Here is a 21824-nt window from a genome sequence, read left to right on the forward strand (position 1 = left end):
GTTATTTTTTTTCTGATATTTTCCAAAATAACCGGCGAAGAACTTTCTACCCCATACCTAATAACGCGGCAGCCGGCCCTAGCCATTTTTCTAAGCATCTCTTCGGTTACCGTATCAACCCGGCCAAGGCAATCAAACGGCAAATTAATTTTGCGGCTGATAATCTCGTCGCAAATCTCTCCGACTCTGGACGGATTAATGGTAAAAGTATCGTCGTCAAAGTAATATTCTTTTATCTTATATTCATTTTTCAAAAATTCTATTTCATCAACCACCTTAATCGGATCGCGTTCGCGAAAAAATCTACCGTACATCATCTGCGGCCAAACGCAGAAAGTGCATTGGAAGGGGCAGCCGCGGCTGGTAACTAGCCTAAGCGTCGGCCGGCCGATGAACAATGGCTCAAAATATTTATCAACCGGTAAAAAATGCCTGGCCGGATAAGGCAAATCGTCTAAATTTTTTATATAATCAGCGTTTTCATTTCTAATAATCTTGCCGCCGGATATAAAAGTAATGCCTTTTATCTCTTGGAAATCACGATTATTTTCAATGGCTAAAGCAACATCGCGGATAGTATAATCATATTCACCCCTAAGTATTAAATCAACATAAGCGTGGTCGGTTAAAATTTCAATGTCAAAAATAGTCGGATGAGAGCCGACCAAAGCAATTTTTGCCTTACTATTTTTTTGTTTTAAAGCGCGAGCGACGGTTAAGTCCAAATTTATTGACGGCGTTGAAGTTTGTAATACTATTAATCCGACGTCAACCGTTGCTTTTTCTTCTAACTCTTCCAGGCTGATATAATCAGGCCGGCAGTCAATTAATTCCACGGCCAAATTATTTTTTTCTAACACGGCCGCCGCGTAAGCTAAAAACAAAGGCTCCTGGCAGGCGCCGCCGGTTGACTTAGACGGCCAGCGGCCGCTTCTCTCAAAGCCTCTTTCAGCCGGCGGATTAATTATCAATGTTTTCATATCGCTTAACTTTTATGGCCTTTAAAATACTAACTAAGCCATTAAACATATTTTTAATTTGGGTAAATGAACGAATCTTTAAAAAATGCTTTAAAATAAAACCCGGCCGAAAATAAAATTGCCAATAAGCTTTCCGATACATAGTTTCCACCTCTTTAGCCGACGCGGCTACCTCCGGATGGGTAAACATCATTTTGCCGGTGGAATGATGATAATCATCCCAGTTAGTAAAAAAAATCTCTCCTTTTTGCTTAACGGTTTCCCATAATCTAGTGCCGGGATAAGGCGTAGCGATAGTGAAGGACGCCAAATCCAGATCCAATTCTTTTGATAAATCTATCGTCCTTTGCATGCTGGCTTTATCGTCGCCTAAAAGCCCGAAAATAAAAAAACCCATCGTGGTAATTCCCGCCTGCTTAGTCAGTTTAACCGCTTCTTTAATTTGCGCGATGGTTACGCATTTAGGAATTTTATCTAAAACCGCTTGATCGCCGGACTCAATGCCGAAGGCGATATAATGGCAGCCGGCCTTTTTTAACTTATCTATAAACCGAGGCGTTATTTTATCAACCCTTAAGCCGTTGGAACAGCGAATGAACAAATCTAATTTTTTGGCTATGATTTCATCTAATATTTTTTCCGCCCGATCCAAGTCAAAATTAAACAGGTCGTCATAAATATCAATTTCTTTAATATTGTAATTATTTTTTAAAAATAAAATTTCATCAATAACATTTTTAACGCTGCGCTGGCGGACGGCATGGCCGAAAGTTTTTTTAAAACAGTAATAGCAATTATAGGGGCAGCCTCGGCTGGTGAAAATTCCGGTCCAAGGAAAATATTGGGTATTAGCGGATTTATAGGGTAAATTTACTCCGTTGCCGAGAAGTAGATGCCTAGCCGGAAAAGGCAAGGCGTTAACATCTAGAGGCGGCCTGGTTGAGGTTATTTTAATGTCTTCATTTTCCAAATAAGCGATGCCTTGTATATCGCTTAATTTTTTGCCTTGGGCTATTTCTAGCATGGTATATTCTCCCTCACCCAACACAACAATTTTAAATCCTTGCTTAAGCAGCTCTTCGGGCATGGCCGTAGATTGATTACCCCCGGCCACAGTTATAATATTTTGCGACAGCTGCCTAATAATATCAAGGCAATATTGATGCGCCGGCGTTAGAATACTCACGCCGACAATCGCTGGCCTAGCCTTCTTCGCGTAATCAGCCACCTGTTCAACAGACCAATTTAAAGCGTTAGCGTCCAATATTTCCACTTTAATTTTATTCTGCTCTAAAACCGCCGCGATATAAGCCAGGCCTATCGGAGGATTTACTCCCCAAGCGCCGGTTTTTCTTTGGGTGTTATAGTTCGGCTGGATTAATAAAACTTTATTTTCCATTATTTTAAATTATGGCGTTACCGAGACTTCACATCCATATCAATAAAACACGGGCGAAAACCCGTAAAAAATAGCTGAAACTTCCAATAAATATAGTCAAATCATATCATTTTCTTAAGCGTCATGTCAAACCAATTTTTATATGAATACATTGGCTTTTCGCTTTGATTATGATATTATTAAGTTAAACTTAATGCAAAAATTAAGTAATTTGATTTATGCCAAAATTTAAAAATCAGGCTGTCATAATTTTATTTTTTACCGCCGCGCTTTTCGCTTTTTTGTTAAATTTAAAATTTTTAGGCGAACCGCCTTTACCGGGCGGAGACGATTATTATTATAATTATGCCGCGCAAAATTTATTGGAAAAAGGCAGCTTATTCTCCGATCAAAACGAATCGGTTGTTATGGCCGATTCTATGTACCCGATGTTTTTAGCCGGCATTTATAAAATTTTCGGCAGGGAAAATTATGACGCGGTCAGAATTGCTCAAATTTTATTATTCGCCCTTACGGCTCTTTTGGTTTACGGCATCGCCAAACTTATTTTTAAAGACGAAAAATTAGCGCTTATAGCCGGCTGGCTGTCCGCCATATTTTACCCCTTGGCCGGATTTACCATTCGCGTAATAAGAGAGCCTTTGATGGCCTTTTTAATAGTCCTCTCAATCTGGCTGCTGCTAAAAGCCCAGCAGACGTTAAAATTCAAGTGGTTCGCCCTGTCGGGATTAAGCGTCGGAGCTATGGCTTTAACCAACTCCATCGCCCAGCCGTTTGTTTTATTCGTTATCTTCGGCTTTATTTTAATCTTCGGCCGCGAGTTTTTCACTAAACGCCAGCTATTAAGGGTCGGCTTATTTCTATTATGTTTTCTAATTTTAGTACTTGGCTTTCTTTATCGCTTTCATTGGGAAAAGGGCGCCGATCCCCTGGCTTCAAAATCCGGCGTTTTAGGCCGTAAGGCGGAAATGATTCAGACGATGCGAGGAGAAACTTACTTTAGAAATTTAGGCGGCTTGCTTTTTGGCTATTATTTTTTTGAAAAAGAGGGTTTTAATGTGCAAACCTTCTTAAACCACCGCGGCACTTCGGCTAAAATATCGCTCTTGGCGACCGAGGGATACAGCCCACAAGAGCGGAGTAAAATATTATTTCAGGATAGCCTTTCCATTATAACGGGCAATATTCAGCGCTATTTCGCCGTAACTTTACTTGACTTCCTGCAATTTAACAACCTAATGCTGCCTAATCCCGCTTCTTTTGACCCGGCGCCGGGGCAAAATTTATTTATTGAAGGTTCTCACCCGGAAATTCCCATACCGCTTAAAGTAATAATATTGCTTAGCTTAAGAATTGTTTATTGGCTGTTTTTCGGCTTGGTAATCTACGGCCTTATTAAAGCCCTAAAAGATTGGCGTCGTTTTATTTGGCTGATTCTAATAGTTGTTTACTATAATTTAATCTACAGCGCCATATTCGGCATACCCCGCTATTCGGTGTCTATTTACCCGTTTTATATTATCTTTTTTGCCTTAGGCCTATCTACGGTTTACGAAAAATTTAAGTTAAATAAAACCGCTTTAACTCAATAAACATGCCGACAATTTTTACCATCCCCAAGCCGTTCATCGATCCAAAAATTAATATCATCCAAACAAACGCTATTACCAGCTGGACTAAATTGGGCGGCGATTTTAAAATAATTTTAATCGGTGATGAAGACGGCGTGGCTGAAATCGCTCAAAAACTCAATTTGCAGCAAATTAAAGAAGTTAAAAAAAATCAATTCGGCACGCCGCTCTTAAGCTCGGCTTTTTCTCTGACCCGCGCCGCCAGCCAAACCGGCACTTTAATTTATGCCAATTCAGACATTATTTTTCCGAAGAATCTTCCCGAAATATTTAAATACCTGCCGCAGAACAATTTTTTAGCCGCCGGGCGAAGATGGGATTTAGCCATTAGCGAATTTATTGATTTTTCCAATCCAAAATGGGAAGCGGAATTAAAAATTAAAATAAAAAAAGACGGGCGCTTGCATTCGCCCGCCGGCATGGATTATTATATTTTCCCTCGCGATCTCTTGGCTAATTTGCCGGATTTCGCCGTCGGCCGAGTCGGCTGGGATAATTGGGTCATACATGAAGCTAAAAGAAAAAAAATCTCCTTAATTGATATTACGGCTTTTAGCCAAGTAATCCATCAAAACCACGATTACCCGGCTTTTAACAAAGGCGCGGCCAGAAAAACCAATCCCGAAGCGAAAAAAAATTCCAGTTTTTCCCAAAGCATTTCAGCCATCTACAATATTGAAGACGCGAATTATATACTAACCGATAAAGGACTAAAAAGAAATCACGGTAGATGGCTCTCGTTTTTTAAGAGATATATAAAATATAAGCTAAATTAAAAAACCAGCAGGAAAATTATTTTTATCGCGCATATGAAATTGTAGCGATTTTTTACAAAAATTATTACCGCTTAAATACCAACAAAATAATTTTTGTAAAAAATGCCCAAATTTCATCTAAGCGGAAAGATAATTTTCCTGCCGGTCATATTCATTTAATTTGAGATAAATTCCAAAATATTTTTCGCTCGCTTATCCCAGCCATACTGCTCCGCGTCAGAAACGGCTTGCCCGGACAGCTTAACCGATAAAACAGGGTCGTTTAGAGCCTGTTTTATTTTTTCCGCCAAATCTTCCGAATCGCCGGGCCGGCAAAAAAGGCAATTTTTATCATTTAAAATTTCTTTAATGCTTGGCAAATCTGAAGCGATTATCGGCCGGCCGGCGGCTAAATATTCAAACATTTTTAAAGGAGCCATAAAAAATTCATAATAAGCGGTTTTCGGAAAAGGCATTAAAAGCAAGTCGGACGCCCTTTGAAACAAGGCTAATTCTTTCTGGGTTTGCCGCTCGAAAAAATAAGTTTGCTCTATAATATTAAATTCAGAAGCAATATTTTTATAATATTCAATATCTTTATCATTGCCGCCGACGGCCAAAAAAACAATATTTTTATCGTTTAAAATTTTCAAAGCTTTCAGTATATCAATAATCCCCTTTTCAAAACCCGAGGTTCTAAAACTTCCGGTATAAAGCAATATTTTTTTATCCTTGGCGCCGGCTAAATTTTCTAAATTCAGCTGCTTAATCGCCTCGTCCTTAGCCGTTTTAACGGCGAAAATATCCATATCAATGCCGTTGGGCGCGACTAAAATTTTTTCTTGATTAAAGCTTTTTTTTATAAATTCATTTTTAATAAAACTATTCGTGGCAACAATATAATTCACCCGTTTAAGCAGAAAGAAAACTAATTTTTCCTGTTTAATCGGCCAATTATGGCTTTCGTAGCAGGTTTTAAACCCTCTTAAGCCGAAAACCCAGGCCGCGCCCCTATCTCTCGTATAGACCAGCGAATCTTTATCAATTTTAATAAAAAACATTTTAACGGTAAAAAACAGCCATTGCAAATACATGGAAAAACGGCCTAAAAATTTCTCATAAAGTAAAAAATCAGGCAGATTTATCAAGCTGAATTTAAAATTTCTTTCTAAGCCGTAAAAATCAAACAAATCTTGCTTGATTGAATTTTCTTTGGTTGGCGCCAATAATTCAACCTCGGCGCCGGCAACGGCAAATTGTTCGCACATTTTTGTTATTTGATAGCCGTGCGCTCGCTCGGTCGGTATCCTTGAATTGGCAATGTAAATTATTTTCATTTTTTTAAAATGTCTATGATTTTTTTTATTAATTTACCCAAGCCATAATCCGCCTTAACCCTATTTAATAATTCCAGGCGAATTTTTTCTTGGCCATTTAAATTTTTATACGCTGATATCTTTTCCGCCAGCTCGCCCGCTTCGGCTTTTTCCAAAATAAAATATTTTTCATAATCCTTAAAAATACCGCTAAAAATTTTATTAAGCGCGATAGCCGGAACGCCTAAAGCTAATGATTCTAAAACCGCCTTGTCCAAGCCGCCGGTCGGGCATAAGTTTACGGATAAATCAGCGCTGCTTAAATAACCGGGAATTTTATTATGCGGCACGCTGCCGGTAAAAATTATATTTTTACTTAAGCCATATTTTTCAACTAAACTCTTTAATCCATTTAAATATATTTTATCAGCGCTCGTCGCCGGCGCGCCGATTAATTCCGCCGCGAGGCCATTTATATTTTTATTATTTATTAAAATATTAAAGGCCTCAATCAATAATTTTTGATTTTTAATTTCGCTTATCCTGCCCAAATAAATAATTTTAAAATTTCCTCCGGCTTGGCGGCCGGCCGGGGGAAAAAATTTTTTCATATCAACGCCATGCCCGACATATCTTACTTTTTCGCTTTTTAATTTAAAGCTTTCGCCAGAGGCGGTAAGTATATTATTACTTAATATTTCCGCTAACTTAAGCCCTAAACTAGTTTTTTTATGCTGATACCACAGGCTTATTTTTTTACCGGTTAATTTCCAGAATAATCCTCCCATAACCACGTACTCTTTATTCATATGGACAAAGACCGTATCGTAATCATCGCGTAATTTCCAAATATAGCGGTAAAAATTAATTAAATATTCTAATTTTGGCGCGCCCCGCTCTTTGCCGAGCGATAAAACTTTTACATTGGCCGGCAAATCATATTCGCCGATCCCTAAAGCGATAACGACCACTTTTTCGCAATGCCCGGCAAATTCAGCAATCCAGGCATGAAAAAACCCGAGTAAGTCGTCGTTGATATCTACTTTTTGGGTTATAATTAATAATTTCATAAAAGTGCCTCCCACGATTTTTTATATCCATTTAAATATTCTTGTTTGCCCGGCAAACTTTTTACGGCTGCAAGCCCGGCCGCTTTGAAATTCCGGCGAGAATTTTCATCAGACAGTATTTTTTTAATAGCGTTCGCTAAAGCCTGGCTATCGCCAACCGGGACAACCAAGCCGTTTTCTCCGTCGCGCACCAGCTCGCCGGCGCAGCCCACATCGGTCATCACTATCGGACAGCCGGCCGCTAAAGCCTCAACTATAGACATGCCCCAGCCTTCGTAATTAGAAGATAATAAAAACACATCCGCGCTTTTATAATAAGAAGCTAAATCGCCGGCCCAAGGCTCAAAAGCAATATTTCCGCCTAAAAATTTCCGGCCGATTTTTTTTAAAAATTTCCGCTCTTTCCCCGCGCCGGCGATAATCAAACCGGCTCGCGGATATTTTTTAATCACCTCGGCCATGGCTTTAACGGCCAGGCCGATATTTTTTTCCCGGCTTAAGCGCGACGCCATTAAAATTATTTTTTCAAATTGCGGATATTTATTCTTTAAATTATCCCCTGCCGGAGCCGCGATAAACTTTTCAACCTCGGTGAATATCGGCAAAACAAAAATTTTATCTTCTTTAACTCCGCGCCGAATCAGCGAATTTTTTATTCGCCCGCTCACTACTCGAAAACCGTCGGCGCGGCTGATTAAAAATTCGGCGAGCATTACCCTGAATCTATTCGCTAAAGACTGGCGCCTAAAATAAGGGCTGAACAAATCCGTATGAATTTGCAGCTGCAATTTAATCTTATTGATTTTCGCGATCAGCCAACCGGCTAAACCGGTTTCAAACGGATCTTGCGTAAATAGCAAATCAATTTTATCTCGCGCGATTATTTTTTTCGCCAACCTGAAAGAATCAAAAAAATAAAATAAGCGGCAGCAAGAATTAGTCGGATAAACAAACAGCTTGTTTTCGTAAACTATAGGCGCGAATTTATTTTTCGTCCAAACAATTACCGATATTTTATCAGCCAACCGGCTATACTCCTTTAGCCGCGCCAAACTGGCCGAGTTTTCGGAAAATATGGCTTTGTCTAAATTGATTACCAGTAAATTCATATCTCATTGATTTATTATTCATGTTTCAACTTAATTAATGTTCTAAAATTAGTAATTTTTTGAAGCGAGGACTGTTTGAGCCCGAGTAATCTCGGGCGAGTTCCGCAGCGATAAAAATTATCTAATTTTAGAACATTACTTTTGTTTTAAATGGCCTATTTTTTCATTAAATTATAAATCTTTCTCATAACTTTACCCGGCCAGCTTTTTTCCTCTAAAGCTACGCCGGCTAAATATTCTATCAAATAAATATCATAGGGCATGGCGAACCATCTATGCTTTATCCTAAATTCCAGCCATTTATTCACCGGACCAAGCTTTAACTTTAACAGCTTAAAATATTCGCGAATGCGCCAAACTTTTTCGCCGTCAGCCCAAGGCGTGGAAAAATCTTTTCTAAAGCGGTCAATTTTCCCCCAGTCTTCGGTTTTAAGCGGCGGCTTAAAGCCCTGTTTTACCGCGAAATCATACATCAGCGACCCGGGATAAGGCATATAAGCGCCTAAGGAAAAAGCCGCGGCCCGAGGGTGAATTTTATAAATTTTATACAATAAATCAATCGTAGCTTCAAATTCTTCTTTAGTTTCGGTCGGCAGGCCGACAATCACCGAATAACTGGCCGGGATATCATATTCGGCCAATATTTTTACTCCGGTAATCAATCTTTCAACCGTAAAATTCTTATTTATCAGCTTAAGCAAGCGGTCGCTGCCCGACTCAATGCCAATCAATAAATCAAAGGCCTGATATTTTTTAAGCGCCCGGGCGATATTTTTATCTATCATGTCAATCCTAACCTCAAGATGCGCCGGCAAGTCAATCCGCCGCAGAATCTCTAAAGCCCGATCTTTATCCACGAAAAAATTATCATCATAAAATTTTACCGCGTCAATCTGATAATTTTTTTTCAAAAATTCAATATCAGATACTACTCGGCCGATAGACCAAGCGCGCCAGCGGCTTTGGTTAAAGGCGCGGTTATAGCAAAAAGCGCAATTAAACGGGCAGCCGCGGCTAGCCTTATAGGCGATTACCCGCTTAAACTTATCCAATCTAAAAATATATTTATTAAGATCAATCAAGCTAAAATCCAAAGGCCAATCGTCAAGATTTTTTATCATCGGCCTGGGCGGATTAATCTTTACCGCGCCGCTCTCTTTATGGCCTAGCCCCAAAATATCAGCCAACGGCTCGCCTCGTTCCAGTCTGCCGGAAAATTCAACCGCGGTTTCTTCGCCCTCGCCCATAATTATATAATCTATATAACTTTCGCTCAAACATTGCTCGGGCAGAAGCGAAGGATGAATTCCGCCCCACATTATTTTTATATCGGCGCGCTCTTTTAATTTCCTGGACATGCTGGCGCTATGCATAGTCTGGCGTCCGGTCATTACGGAAAAGCCGGCATAAAACGGCTTCTCGGAAATTACATAATCCACGGTTTGATCAATCTCTTCTTCATTAATATTAACAAGCTCAACCGTAAAGCCGCGCTTTTTTAAGGCGCTGCCCACCGATAATATGCCAATCGGCAATATTTTTTCCGAATGGTCTTCCGAATGATTAATTTGGATTAAAATTATTTTAGTCATTTATTTTCGCCTTTAAACCAGGCCGGCAAATAAACTTTAGAAAAATCCACCGGCACGGTTTCTTCTTTCTCCGCTAAAACCCAAATATTGCCGCCCCAGTTTTGCAAGAGCGGTTCAAAAATAAAATTGAACCAATTTGGTTTTTTTCTAATCAAGCCGGAAGTTTTTAAAACCCGATAACCGGCCATTGCCATTAAATACTCCAAAGATTTTTTATTAAAAGCATAGAAATGGCAGCCGGAGCGATGCTTATTAAAAATTGACATCAGCGGTATCTGAATCACTAATTTTCCGCCCACCGGCAATAATCGCCGCGAGTCATACAAAAATTTATACGGGCTTATCATATGAACCAAAAAATCAGCGCACCAAATCAGGTCAAACTGCCCGCTGATTTTATTTAAATCTTCTTCGGCATTGCCGGAGACAACTTTAAGCCCAAGCGACCGGGCGTAATCGGCCTGATAAACGGCCGCCTCCAAGCCAACCGAATCTTCGGAAAAATGGATTAAATCATGGCCATAGCCGCAGCCGATATCCAGAACTTTCAGGCCATGATCAATCTTAAACCTTTGATGGATATATTGCTCTTCAGTCTGGCGGTCCTTAAAAAATTTATTAAAAATTCTAAGATTGCCCTCGGATGAACCCAAGCCCTTAGCCAGTAAGATTTTCTTTAATTCCTCGTTATTTTTTAACATAATTATTTTGCAACAAATTTTTTAGCCAGCTTAAACTCAATCGGCCAGGCGAAAAATTTTAATTTCCAGCGCAGTTGGCAAATTAGAACAAAAGCCAATTTAACAAGTCTTTGCGCTTTAACCGACGACCCCATAGCGCTCTTAAGGCTATGCGCGCCGAAACGGACATAGGCTTCCATGGATTCCACGTAATCCTTATGCTTAACCCAGTTAAAATTTTTAACCTGCAGATAATTAAGCTGATTTTTTACCAGCCGGCTCCAGGCTTCCAAACTCTCCGGCTCCCGCCAGCCGCTAGCTACGCATTCCAAATATAATTCCGACCCGGGATAAGGGCGGAAAGCCTGCGGGCCTAAAATTTGCACCTTATCGCTTAGTTTAATCAGCCGATCTATCAATTTTAAAGTTAATTTCATGTCGCTTTTTAATTCCCCGGGCAAACCGACCATAAAGGAAAATTGCGGAATAATGCCGTGCTTTAGGCATTGCTTGGCGGCATAAATAATTTGCGCCGGCGTAATATCTTTTTTAATTTTATCCAAAACTATCTGCGAGCCTGACTCGGCGCCGAAGGATAAAAGATAGCAGCCCGATCGCTTCATTTTCTCCAAAAAATCGTCATCAACCATAGCCGTACTGATATAATTGGCGCGCACGGTCGTCTCCCACGGGCGCTTAAACCCCTGCTCAACCATGCCGTTAACTATGGCTTTAGCCCGATTAATATCAACAAAAAAATTCTCGTCCCAAAAACGCAATTTCTTATTTTTAAAATACGGCTTATCGTTTATAATTTTTAAATCTTCCAAAACTTGCTCAACGCTCCGCGGCCGCCAATTATTTTTCAATATCGCGTTAATGCAAAAAGCGCAGCGGTGCGGACAGCCGCGCGAAGTTAACGTCGGGATTAAGCTTAAATTTTCTAAAATCTCCCTCGGCTCAAGCTCCCAGTTAAAAAGCGGCATGGCCGTCGGATTGAGCGGCGGTTGCGGTTGATTTACGATAACGTCTTTACCTTTTTTATAAGCGATGCCTTTTACCTTTTGCCAATCCGACTCAATGGCTAAATCATAGATGGCATATTCGCCATCGCCGATTACCACCGCGTCAATTAAATCATGCGCGACCGTTTGCTCGGGGAAAAAAGTCGGATGAGCGCCGCCCCAGATAATTCCGCATCGCGGATTAAGTTTTTTAGCCAGCTCGGATAATTCCAGCGCTTTCGGTATCTGCATGGTCATTACCGAAAAGCATATCAAATCGTAATTTACAACCTCGCGCGTAAAAATTTCCCAAAAATTTTTTTGCCGGACGCCGTCAAGAATTTTTACCTCTACGCCTTTAAAATCCAAATAAGTCGCGATGCTTAGAAGCCCGACCGAAACCGAGCTGTCATAATTATCTTTAACAATATTAAACGGCGGATTGATTAATAAAACTTTATTCACCCCGTTAGAAATTTCATTTTTACCATTCATATATTTTTCCATAGGAATATTAAATTAACATACAATTTCTAACGGGGTTCATAGGCCTTTTCCGGCTTAGCCGCTTGATTAAATATAAATTTTTTATAAATAAAATAGCTTTCTACGGCGATTAAGCCGCTGGCTATAATCTGCGCCGGCAGATACCAAATTTCAAAGCCGTCAACCATGGTATACATCAATAAGCCGTTTAGCCCCAAATTGGTTAAGGCCACGGCTAAGTATACTCCCATTTGCTTATAGATTGCCTCTTTGTCGCCGTCGCTAAAAGTCCAAAATTTCTGCAGAAAAAAACTGACTAAAAATGATACCGCAAACGACAAACTGCTTGAGACTAGATACCAAACGCCCAGAATATCCGTAAAAAAATAAAGCAAAGTTAAATTAGTAAAAGCGCCGACACTGCCGGCGATAAAAAATTTTACTGCTCGTTTATATTTCAACAATAAATTAAGCATAAATTTCTTATTTGTCATTGCGGGGAATTTTCTTGCTTTGTCATCTCAAATAGCGAAGCGACAAGAGATCTTTAATTCTTGCCAATCGCGCTAATCATCTATTATAGATTTCTCCCCCGCGAAACGCGGGGGTCGAAATGACATACCAAAACTCTATCTTCTCACTCCGAATTTAACGATATGCCAAAAAGCCGCCAAACCGTCTTTCCAATTGATTTTTTTACCTTCCTTATAAGTCCGGCCGCTGTAAGAAATACCGACCTCGTAAACCTTGAATTTATTTCTGCCGATCAGCATGGTAATCTCCGGTTCAATGCCGAAGCGGTTGGAAGTTAGGCGCGGCCTGATTTTTTCCAAAGAAGCTTTGGAAAAAACTTTATAGCAGGTTTCCATGTCGCTTAAATTAAGATTGCTTAAAGCGTTGGATAAGATAGTCAGCAGTTTATTGCCCAGATAATGCCAGAAATATAAAACCCGGCGCGTTTCGCCGCCGCCGATCAATCGCGAGCCATAAACTACGTCAGCCTTGCCGTCCATTATCGGCTTAATCAATTTGCCATATTCTTCCGGATCATATTCTAAGTCAGCGTCCTGGACAATAATAATATCGCCGCTAGCCTGATTAAAGCCAAGCCGCACGGCCGCGCCTTTGCCCTGATTAATATCATGATAAAAAATTCTATATTTTTCGGCCGGCAGGCTTTTTAGCATTTCGCGCGTGCCGTCGGTCGAGCAATCATCAACTAAAATAATCTCTTTGCCTAAAGGCAAGACAACCGCCTCAACGCGCTTAAGAACTTCTAAAATCGTGTTTTTTTCATTAAAAACCGGGATAACGATTGATAATTTCATAATTACTTAATTAATTTATTAAAAATATTCTTCATTTTTTCGGCAATTAAATTCCAATTATAATTTTTTTCCACCATACTTTTGGCGTTTATTTTTATAATTTCGGTTAGCTCCTTATTTTCCAAATATACTTTTACTTTTTCGGCGATGCTTTTAGGATCGCGGACTTTACAAAATAAACCGGTAGCCTGCCCTGAGCCTGCCGAAGGGTCGCGCAAAAAATCAACGATTCCGCCGACCGGCGTGGCGATAACCGGCAAGCCGGCGGCCATGGCTTCCAAAAACGAATTGCCCAAGCCTTCGGAAAGAGACGGCCGGATAAAAATATCGGAAATTTTCAAATACTTCGGCAAGTCTTTATGGCCGATCTGCCCCAGAAAAAAAATCCGGCTTTCTAATTTTAAATTTTTAACCAGCGATTTTAAATCATCTTCATCCGGACCGGCGCCTAAAATTAAAAATTTCACGCCGGCTGGCAGATATTCAAGAGCTTTAATAACATCATCAACCGCGTTTTTCAGCACTAAGCGCGAAGCGGTGATAAGATATTTATCATCCGCCGAGCCGCCAAATTTTCTTTTTAAAGCCGCCAAATCATCGGCCGCGTATTCTCGCGTAAAATGCCCGATGTCAACCGCGTTGGGTATAACTTCCAGTCCGCCTTGATAGCCCATTTCGCGCGCCAAACCGGCTAAATAATTTGATATAACCTGGATAAAATCCGCCGTGGTGAAGATTCTTTTAAACAGCGGGCCGACAAAACGAACTTTTCTTTTTATATATTCAAGCGGATCGCCTTCCTGCAAAGTCAGAAGATAGGGCACGCGCTTATGGCCGGCTTTAAAAAACATGGCGGCAAAACCGGCATAAGCCGCCATCATGGCCCAGATAGCGCTGTATTTATTCCGCCGGTGCAAACGGCAGGCCTTAAAGCAGGCAGTAAAAGGAAAAAATAATTTATTAAAGGCTAAAGGAAATTTTACTAAATCAGCCATGGCGGGATTTTTCTTGGTAAAACCAATCCGGTGAACATTAATATTCCCGACTTTTTCAAATTCAGGCAGATCGCCGTCAAAGCGCAAAGTTATCATGTCAAACTGAATATCATTAATCCTATCGGTAATTTCTTTAATCGCTATTTCAGCGCCGCCGACCAAAGGGAAATAAGCGGTGGAAAATATTAAAATTCTTTTTGGCATAGAAAATAGCCTATTTATATCTTTCTAATTTTTTTTCCTGCTTATTAATTAATTTAGCGTAGGTATATCTTACTTGATTAACGAAACTTTTCCTGTCGGCCTGCCTGACGATAAAATCAGCCCTTGATTCAATTAATTTTAAATTCCTTTCCAAAGACACGTCCGACAAAAAAACCGAATCAGCGCTTTTAAGCGACAGCCGATACATCAAACCGGCTAATTTAGCCCTAACCGTGCCTCTCTTTTTAATTTCGCTCTGGCTAAAGATTAATAAGAGAAAAACATTTTCGGCTAACAGTTTAAAGGTTAGAGCGGCTAAAGCGCCGTAGCTTGACATAACCGACCAGACAAATTTAAATTTATATTTTTTATCAAGCCGCCCGGCAAAAAACGCGCCGCAGAAAGCTAAAATATATTTATCTAATTTTAAGCCATAGCCCAGGCGATAAATATAAGTATTATTGATTTTTTCAAACTTAGGCAAGCCTTTCCTTGATTTAGCGGTAATGATATGAAATTCCGTATCCGGCATCTCCCGCGCCAAATCGGCTAAAGCCTGCTCGGCCGGGCCCAAATCCGGATAATATTTTATAGTGAAGGCCAGCACTCTTTTTTCCGGCAATTCAACCGTTTTAAAATATTCAATGGTTTTAGCCAGGCCGTCAGCCAGAGGTATTATCGGCTGCCAGCCTAATTTTTCTTTAGCCAAACCGATATCCGGGCATCTTCTTTTCGGGTCATCAGTCGGTTTTTCCTGCATGACAATTTTTGAATTGGATTTGGTTTCTTCAATTATTTTTTTAGCCAAAGACAAAATTGATATTTCTCCCGGGTTGCCGAGATTCACCGGACCGATAAATTCATTTTTATTCATCATTAAATCAATGCCGGCCGCTAAATCATCAATATATTGAAAACTCCTGGTGTAAGAGCCGTCGCCGTAAATTATTATATCTTTTCCCGATAAAGCGTTTACTATGAAATTAGTCATGGCCCGGCCGTCGTTAACATCCATTTTAGGGCCGTAAGTATTAAAAATTCTGATGATTTTTATATCCACGCCGTATTCGCGGTAATAGTCCATAAACAAAGTCTCGGCGCAGCGCTTGCCTTCATCATAGCAAGCCCGCGGCCCTAAAGGATTGACATTGCCGTTATAACCTTCGCTTTGCACTTCAACCAGCGGATCGCCGTAAACTTCCGAAGTGGAAAATTGCATAATACGGGCGCTATTTTTCTTCGCCAGCTCAAGCATGTTAATCACGCCGACAGTATTGGTTTTAGTGGTGTGGATCGGATCGTATTGATAGCTTGTCGGCGAACCGGAACAAGCTGAATTAAAAATCCAATCGATTTTTTCTTTAAAATTTATCGGCCGGATAATATCATGCTTAATAAATTTAAAATTCTTTTTATCTAATAGCCGCTCAATATTTTTAACCGAACCGGTAGTTTGCAGATTGTCCAGACAAATTATTTTATGCCCGTCCCTAAGATACCGCTCGCAAAGATGCGAACCGACAAAGCCGGCGCCGCCGGTGATTAAAATTGTTTTTTGCTTGTTTTTATCCATATAAATAAAAATTAAGCGGCTAAAGCCTTAAGATTAATTTCTACCACCCGCTCCCAGATAAAATCATTTTTTAATTTTTCTCCGGAATTATTTTTAAATTTTTTTATCAATTCTTGATCGGTTAAAATTCTAATCAGACTGTTAAACAGCTGTTCCTCGTTGCCGAAATCAACCAATAAACCGTTAAATCCGTCCTCTATAATTTCTATATTGCCGCCGGCCCGGCTGGCTATAATCGGAGTTTTAAAATAAAGCGCTTCCACTAAAGTATGGGCGATGCCGTCCCAATGAGAATAATTTATAAAAGCGTCCGCGGCCAGAAACCATGGTAAAACCTGATTTCTCGGCAAATTACCGGGCAATCTTATGTCTAAACCGTATTTCTCGGCAAGCCGAGAGCCTTGCTTTTTTAAATTGTCATATTCCGGGCCGGCGCCGATGCAAATGAAAGAAATTTCTCCGACTCTTTCTTTAAGGCGCGGCAGAAGCGCTATCACCCGGTCAACCGCTTTGCGCGGCACCAGCCGCGAAACCGTTATAATAACTTTCTCTTTAAGCCCGTTTTCGCGTTTGAATTTTTCTTTAGAGAAATTTTCGGGATATGGCAAATATTCAACCGAATTATGGGCGACTAAAATCCGCTCTTCTTTCACGCCAAAGCTCATCAGCAATCTTTTAAAAAAATAACTGTCGGTAACCACATAGCGGCAATTGCGCAAAATAGCATTGCGAAAAAATTTTACAACCTGGTTGCGAAAATTTATATAATCTTTTTGAAATTCAAAAATATCTTTATCGGTTAAACCTTGGTTATTGGCGGTTTCCCAGGCCGAATCGCCGGTAAAGCGCGCGATTTGCTTGCGCCTTAAAATTTTGCCGGCTATCATGGCGGCAAAGCCCGGCCAGTAAACATCCAGGCTGTAAATTTTATCGCTGTTTTTCGCTAATCTAAGCGCGGCCCAAACCAATCTTATGATGGTTAAAATTTTGTTGGTTTTTCTGGAGATTCTCACGACTTTATAAGGCAAATTATCAATTTGATCGCCATAAGTCAAAACCGTTACCTCGTAGCCATGCTCCATTAAAATGGGAATTAAATTAGGCAAAAGCGAAGCCGGCCCGCCCGAATCCGGAGGAAAACAGCCGGAAATAATCAGTAATTTTTTTTTATCCATACTACTTTTTATAATATTCTTTATACCAGGCGAAAGTTTTTTCCAAGCCCTGCCTTAAGCTGACTCTCGGCTGATATGATAAAAGATTTTTTATTTTTTCTATATTGGCTTTGGTCCGCAACTGATCGCCTCCGCGCGCCGGCAAGATGATCTTATTGGCGTTTTTCCCGGCGATTTTTTCAATTATTTCAATCACCTCCGCGGTTTTAGCTTCCTGGTCCGAGCCCAGATTAAAAATACCGCCCCGGCAGATGTCCGCCTTATCTAAAAATAAAATCAACCCGTCGATGATATCGCTGATATAAGTATAGGAGCGGGAATGGTCTAGGCTGCCTTCATAAATCGGCACAGCCTGGCCGGTAAAAACACTCATAATTAATCTGATAATCAGCTTCTCTGGCCGCTCCCTCGGCCCATAAGTTGAGAATAAACGGACCGAGCAGGCCGGCAGGCCGGAAGATTTATAATACAACAAAGCCAATTGCTCTCCGGCTAATTTAGTAATCGCGTAATATGATTGCGGATCCGGGACGGCCTGTTCGGTTAAAGTAGCTATTTTACCGTAAACCGACGAGGTTGAAAAGTAAATGAAAAGTTTGAGCGCGGGCAGATTGGCCGCCGCCTTCAGCAATTTATCAGTGGCTAAAATATTATTTCTGGAATACGCGCCTAGCGGGATCTGATCGGAAATACCAGGCTGCGCGGCCGCGTGATAGACTATTTCAACGCCCTTAATTACCTCGCCGAGCTCATCGTCAAGCAGATCAATCTCGTAAAATTTTACGCCCTTGGCGATAATGTTTTTTATGTTTATTTTTTTCAAATCAACGGAATAATAATCCACCAGCGAATCCACTCCGATGACTTCATGGCCGAGATCCGCCAGTTTTTCCGCCAAATGAGAACCGATAAACCCGGCGGCGCCGGTTACTAATACTTTCATAAATATGCTTATTTATTTATTATTTTATTCCTCTTAAATTTTTTTCCCATTGCCAGGCGCTGGCCAGTATCTCGTCAAAACTTTTTTCCGCCCGCCAGCCTAATTCCTTTTTGGCTAAATTCGTATCGGTAAAAATCGCCGCCGGATCGCCCGGGCGCCGCCCGACTATTTTATATTTTAATTTTTTCCCACTGGCTTTTTCAAAAGCTTTTATCGCTTCCCTAACCGAGGCGCCTTTGCCGGTGCCGATATTAAATATTTCAAAATTGCTTTTATTTTTTCCGGCGATCAGTCTTTCCAGCGCTTTTAGATGCGCTTTGGCCAAATCAACGACATGGATATAATCGCGGACGCAAGTGCCGTCAGCCGTATTATAGTCATCGCCAAAAACTTTTAATTCACCCCTGACGCCGGCGCCGGTTTGCGTTATAAAAGGAACTAAATTCTCCGGAGCGCCTTTAGGCAATTCGCCGATTAAGCCCGAATCATGGGCACCAGCGGCGTTAAAGTATCTTAAAGCGATGCAATTGAATTTATCGTCGGCGCCGGCGACATCTTTTAGTATCTCTTCGGCTATTTTTTTGGTATTGCCGTAAGGATTAGACGGCCGTTTTATCGGCGAGGTTTCTTTTAAGGGCAGTTTTTCCGGCTCGCCGTAGACCGCGGCCGAGGAAGAAAAAATTAAATTTTTTATTTTTTTCTCTAAAACACAAACAAGCAAATTTTCCAAAGACAGCAGATTGTTTCTATAATAAGCCAAAGGCTTTTTAACCGACTCGCCGACCGCCTTAAAACCGGCCAGATGAACTACGGCGTCGATTTTATTTTGCCCGGCGAAAAATTTTTTTAATTTATTTAAATCGCATAAATCAATTTTATAAAATTCCGGGCGCTTACCGGTTATTTTTTTAATTCTATCTATCGTTTCCGGGGTGGAATTAGATAAATTATCAATAATTATCACTTCATAATTATTTTCTAAAAGCTCGACCGCTAGATGCGAGCCGATATAGCCCGCCCCGCCGGTTAATAATATTTTTGGCATATGTTTTATTTTTTAATAATTTCTTCTCCGAAAATACTTTCCAATAAATCCAAATCCTTTTTGCTCTTGACCAATAATTCAATATTTTTCTTTTGGATTAATTCAATTATTCCGACGCCGCTATCATCTCCGACTTTTTCTTTGTATAATCCGGCGAAAGCCGCGAAATCTTTAATATAGCAGGGTCCGCCGGCGCCCCGCCCGCTACGATCAATCGGCCGGTAATAATAGCCGCCGTTTACCGGATCGGCCGACATCGCCTCTTCAACTTTTTGCCAATCAGCGCCTAAAGATTTAGTCAAATCATAAGCCAAATTGGCGAAAATCACCCGAAAATAGCCCTGGCAATTTCTAACATATTTAATCATTTCCGCTTCTTTAGCCGCGCAAATCATTTTAAACGGCGCTGCGGGCAGAACCGACATGACTAATTCGGCTTTCCGCCTGTATTCGTCAGACTCAAGCGGCAGGCCGATAATATTTCTGTCCGGATGAGCCGCGTCGTGGACGGCCGTGGCCCGCGACAAAAATTCCGGAGAATGTAAAACAAAAATACCAGGATTTTCTTTTTGAATTTCTTCTGTCGTTCCCGGCAATACAGTTGATTTTATAACCGCTATTTTATCGGCTCCGACTAGCTTTATGGCCTGGCGCAAAATATCGCAATTAAAGCCTTCGGGCGTGGTTGGCGTTGGTACGGCGATAAAAACAATCTCGCAATCTTTTATTTTTTCTTTATTGGCCGCGTATTCCGGCTCAAGGCCGTAGCGGACCGTTTCGTAGCCGCGCGCTTCAAAATCATCAGCATAATTTTTTCCGATCCAGCCTTGGCCGATAAAACCAATTTTTTGCATAAATTTAATATATTTTTACTTGGGCTAAATTTATAATTTTCTCGCTTTTATTAAAGGCGAACCGACCGCGATAATATTATAGCCGGCCTTAGCCAATTCTTCATATTTTTGCGCTAGCATCCTGCGCCCATCCATAATAATCGCGCCTTTAGGCAAATTTTCTTTGATTAATTCTTCCGCTTCCCTGAATTGCTGCCAGTCGGTGGCGATTATTAAAATATCCGTTCCGGCGATCGCTTCAGCCACGGAACCGGCCAGCCTGATTTTACCGCTGTCCTTATTGTTGGAAAAATATTTTAAGTAATTACCGCCGGCGACCGGATCATAAGCCTTAACCAGCGCCGCCTTCTTATTAAATAAAAATTCCGTTACGCTTAAAGACGCCGAGTAGCGGGTGTCGTTCGTTTCCTGCTTAAAGGCCAAACCTAAAAGGCCGACAGTTTTTCCCGTCCAGCTAAAAGCCAATTCCGCTTCGGCTCTGGCTAAAAAATTATCTAACTGCCTTTGGTTGGCCGCTAAAACGCCGTCTACCACATCGGCATTGGCGCCGCGGCTTTTTAATTGATAAGACAGCGAGCGGGCGTCTTTAATCAGGCAGCTGCCGCCGGCGAACAGGCTGTCGTAAAATCCCCAGCTGCCGATCCGGCTATCAGCTATTATAATTTTACGGATATTTTCAAAATGCAGGCCGGCAAACTTTTCGCACACCCGCCCGGCCACATCAAAGCAATTGGCCAAGCGGTTAAATAAAATATAGTTGGCAAGCAATTTTCCGGCCGCGGCTTCCATAGGGCTTACTTCAAAATAGCCGATATTAGAAGCTTCTTTAAAGCGGCCATAGATATCGCTGAAAATTTTAAAATCTTTTTCCGCCCAAGCTCCGACGACTACGCGCTCCGGCCGGAGCGAGCCTTCCACGGCTTTGCCTTCAATTAAAAATTCAGGATTGGAGCCAACACCAAAATTTTTAACTCCAAGATTTTCCATGATTTCTTTAGTGCGGTCAACCATATCAATCGGCACCGTGCTTTTATTAATCAATAAAACATACTGGCTTTGCGCGCCATTATTCCTTTTAGCTAAAATTTTGCCTAAAGTTTCGGCCGCGGCTTCATAAAAAGACAAATCAGTCTCTCCGCTACCGTCTTTTTCCGGCGTCGGCAAGCACATAAAAACCGCTTCGGCCGCGTCAACTGATTTTTCCACATCGGCCAAAGCAGAAGTAAATTTAATTCTTTCCTTATTTCTAATAATCAAATCGCCTAAGCCTTTCTCAAATAAGCTTAACTCTATCCGGTCCTTATCCAAAGACGATAGATTATTAATCAGCTCTTGGTTAATATCATAAATTAAAACCTCATGCCCGCTGTCAGCGTTTACCGCGGCCGAGCAGGAACCCACATAACCGGCGCCAAAATACAAAATTTTCATAGATTTGATTAAACTTAAAAATGCTAAGTTTTAGCTACTTAGTCAAGGGTTGATTATTACTCAACTATAAGTTATTATTAAATAAAATAAGCCTAAAGTCAACCCTAAAATAAGCTTTGTCATTGCGAGCGACCGGAGGGAGCCCTGCCTGCCGGCAGGCAGGGAAGCAATCTCACGTAGTCGGATTTTAACCAGAGATTGCTTCGTCATTTCGCTACGCTTCATTCCTCGCAATGACATAAATTGACCCTAAT

At 40.9% G+C, this 21824-nt stretch carries 18 protein-coding genes and 1 pseudogene; 2 read left to right on the forward strand and 17 right to left on the reverse strand.

Going from position 1 to position 21824, the window contains the following annotated elements; all coding sequences use genetic code 11:
- On the reverse strand, window positions 1-980 hold a 980-nt coding region (locus tag WC639_04490; protein ID MFA6307034.1), incomplete at its 3' end, for a radical SAM protein.
- Entirely contained in the window at window positions 961-2379 is a 1419-nt protein-coding gene (locus tag WC639_04495) for a radical SAM protein (protein ID MFA6307035.1), read from the reverse strand. The genes WC639_04495 and WC639_04490, both read right to left, overlap by 20 nt.
- A gap of 218 nt (window positions 2380-2597) precedes the next feature.
- Between WC639_04495 and WC639_04500 the strand changes: the two genes are divergently transcribed.
- Both WC639_04500 and WC639_04505 read left to right on the forward strand, forming a co-directional pair.
- Window positions 2598-3971: a glycosyltransferase family 39 protein gene (locus WC639_04500; protein MFA6307036.1), complete on the forward strand. Its 1374-nt coding sequence runs from the start codon at window positions 2598-2600 to the stop codon at window positions 3969-3971.
- Window positions 3972-3973: 2 nt separating this feature from the next.
- Window positions 3974-4786, forward strand: a complete 813-nt coding sequence (locus WC639_04505) for a hypothetical protein (GenBank protein ID MFA6307037.1) — start codon at window positions 3974-3976, stop codon at window positions 4784-4786.
- A gap of 155 nt (window positions 4787-4941) precedes the next feature.
- Here the strand turns inward: WC639_04505 and WC639_04510 are convergent, their stop codons facing one another.
- From WC639_04510 to WC639_04580, 15 genes and pseudogenes are all read right to left on the reverse strand, one after another.
- Complete coding sequence (locus WC639_04510) at window positions 4942-6102, reverse strand: glycosyltransferase (GenBank protein MFA6307038.1); 1161 nt, start codon at window positions 6100-6102, stop codon at window positions 4942-4944.
- The gene (locus tag WC639_04515) at window positions 6099-7151 is read right to left on the reverse strand and encodes a glycosyltransferase family 4 protein (GenBank protein MFA6307039.1); all 1053 of its coding nucleotides are present in this window, start codon (window positions 7149-7151) and stop codon (window positions 6099-6101) included. Before WC639_04515 ends, WC639_04510 begins: the two co-directional genes overlap by 4 nt.
- A complete protein-coding gene (locus WC639_04520; GenBank protein MFA6307040.1) occupies window positions 7148-8260 on the reverse strand; it encodes a glycosyltransferase family 4 protein in 1113 nt (370 codons plus the stop codon). Before WC639_04520 ends, WC639_04515 begins: the two co-directional genes overlap by 4 nt.
- Window positions 8261-8415: 155 nt before the next feature.
- A complete protein-coding gene (locus tag WC639_04525; GenBank protein ID MFA6307041.1) occupies window positions 8416-9852 on the reverse strand; it encodes a radical SAM protein in 1437 nt (478 codons plus the stop codon).
- Window positions 9849-10553, reverse strand: a complete 705-nt coding sequence (locus tag WC639_04530; GenBank protein ID MFA6307042.1) for a class I SAM-dependent methyltransferase — start codon at window positions 10551-10553, stop codon at window positions 9849-9851. Before WC639_04530 ends, WC639_04525 begins: the two co-directional genes overlap by 4 nt.
- A gap of 2 nt (window positions 10554-10555) precedes the next feature.
- Entirely contained in the window at window positions 10556-12043 is a 1488-nt protein-coding gene (locus WC639_04535) for a radical SAM protein (GenBank protein MFA6307043.1), read from the reverse strand.
- 26 nt (window positions 12044-12069) lie between these two features.
- Window positions 12070-12498 (reverse strand): GtrA family protein, encoded by a 429-nt coding sequence (locus WC639_04540; GenBank protein ID MFA6307044.1) that lies wholly within the window; start codon window positions 12496-12498, stop codon window positions 12070-12072.
- A gap of 153 nt (window positions 12499-12651) precedes the next feature.
- On the reverse strand, window positions 12652-13350 hold the full coding sequence (locus WC639_04545; protein ID MFA6307045.1) for a glycosyltransferase family 2 protein: 699 nt from the start codon (window positions 13348-13350) through the stop codon (window positions 12652-12654).
- A gap of 2 nt (window positions 13351-13352) precedes the next feature.
- Window positions 13353-14549, reverse strand: coding sequence for a glycosyltransferase family 4 protein (locus tag WC639_04550; GenBank protein ID MFA6307046.1), 1197 nt, complete (start codon window positions 14547-14549; stop codon window positions 13353-13355).
- A 625-nt stretch (window positions 14550-15174) separates the two neighbouring features.
- Window positions 15175-16122 (reverse strand): annotated as a pseudogene (locus tag WC639_04555) (UDP-glucuronic acid decarboxylase family protein).
- An 11-nt stretch (window positions 16123-16133) separates the two neighbouring features.
- Window positions 16134-17297 carry a glycosyltransferase family 4 protein gene (locus WC639_04560; protein ID MFA6307047.1) on the reverse strand — a complete coding sequence of 388 codons (1164 nt, stop codon included), beginning with the start codon at window positions 17295-17297 and terminating at the stop codon, window positions 16134-16136.
- 1 nt (window position 17298) lies between these two features.
- The gene (locus WC639_04565; protein ID MFA6307048.1) at window positions 17299-18240 is read right to left on the reverse strand and encodes an NAD-dependent epimerase/dehydratase family protein; all 942 of its coding nucleotides are present in this window, start codon (window positions 18238-18240) and stop codon (window positions 17299-17301) included.
- 19 nt (window positions 18241-18259) lie between these two features.
- On the reverse strand, window positions 18260-19285 hold the full coding sequence (gene galE, locus WC639_04570; protein MFA6307049.1) for a UDP-glucose 4-epimerase GalE: 1026 nt from the start codon (window positions 19283-19285) through the stop codon (window positions 18260-18262).
- 5 nt (window positions 19286-19290) lie between these two features.
- On the reverse strand, window positions 19291-20139 hold the full coding sequence (locus tag WC639_04575) for a hypothetical protein (protein MFA6307050.1): 849 nt from the start codon (window positions 20137-20139) through the stop codon (window positions 19291-19293).
- 30 nt (window positions 20140-20169) lie between these two features.
- The gene (locus WC639_04580; protein MFA6307051.1) at window positions 20170-21570 is read right to left on the reverse strand and encodes a nucleotide sugar dehydrogenase; all 1401 of its coding nucleotides are present in this window, start codon (window positions 21568-21570) and stop codon (window positions 20170-20172) included.
- Between the last annotated feature and the right edge of the window lie 254 nt (window positions 21571-21824).

Source organism: Patescibacteria group bacterium, from assembly GCA_041662965.1.
Taxonomy (GTDB): domain Bacteria; phylum Patescibacteriota; class Patescibacteriia; order Patescibacteriales; family GWC2-42-12; genus JACPHD01.